This is a genomic window from Ciceribacter ferrooxidans (genome assembly GCF_004137355.1).
GTDB classification, from domain to species: Bacteria; Pseudomonadota; Alphaproteobacteria; order Rhizobiales; family Rhizobiaceae; genus Allorhizobium; species Allorhizobium ferrooxidans.
Genome location: NZ_SDVB01000193.1, coordinates 1 through 283, shown reverse-complemented (window position 1 = coordinate 283; position 283 = coordinate 1). Strand labels below are relative to the sequence as shown.

The 283-nt window shown below is 44.9% G+C and carries 1 protein-coding gene; it reads right to left on the bottom strand.

What is annotated here, in order from left to right:
• Positions 1 to 283: intermediate filament family protein (locus tag EUU22_RS09225; protein ID WP_165351125.1), on the bottom strand; the 283-nt coding region annotated here is incomplete at both ends.

Here is a 283-nt window from a genome sequence, read left to right as displayed (position 1 = left end):
TCAGATCTATTCCCGGGGCAGCATTCATTTCTACACTTACTTCGCCCAACGTTGTTACTTGGTTCCCTTTAGTTTCTTCCGCATGGTTCTTCTTCAGATATTCTATTTCCTCAGTGAGACTTTCGAGTTGGTTTTCCAGGTCAGATTTAGAAATTGTCATTTCATCAAGGACTTTGCGGAGACCGTTGGTATCGGCCTCCACACTCAGACGAAGATTTAGCCCATTCTCGTACTTCATTTTAAAGTCACCGGCTGCCAGCCTGGCGTTATCAACCTGCAAAAC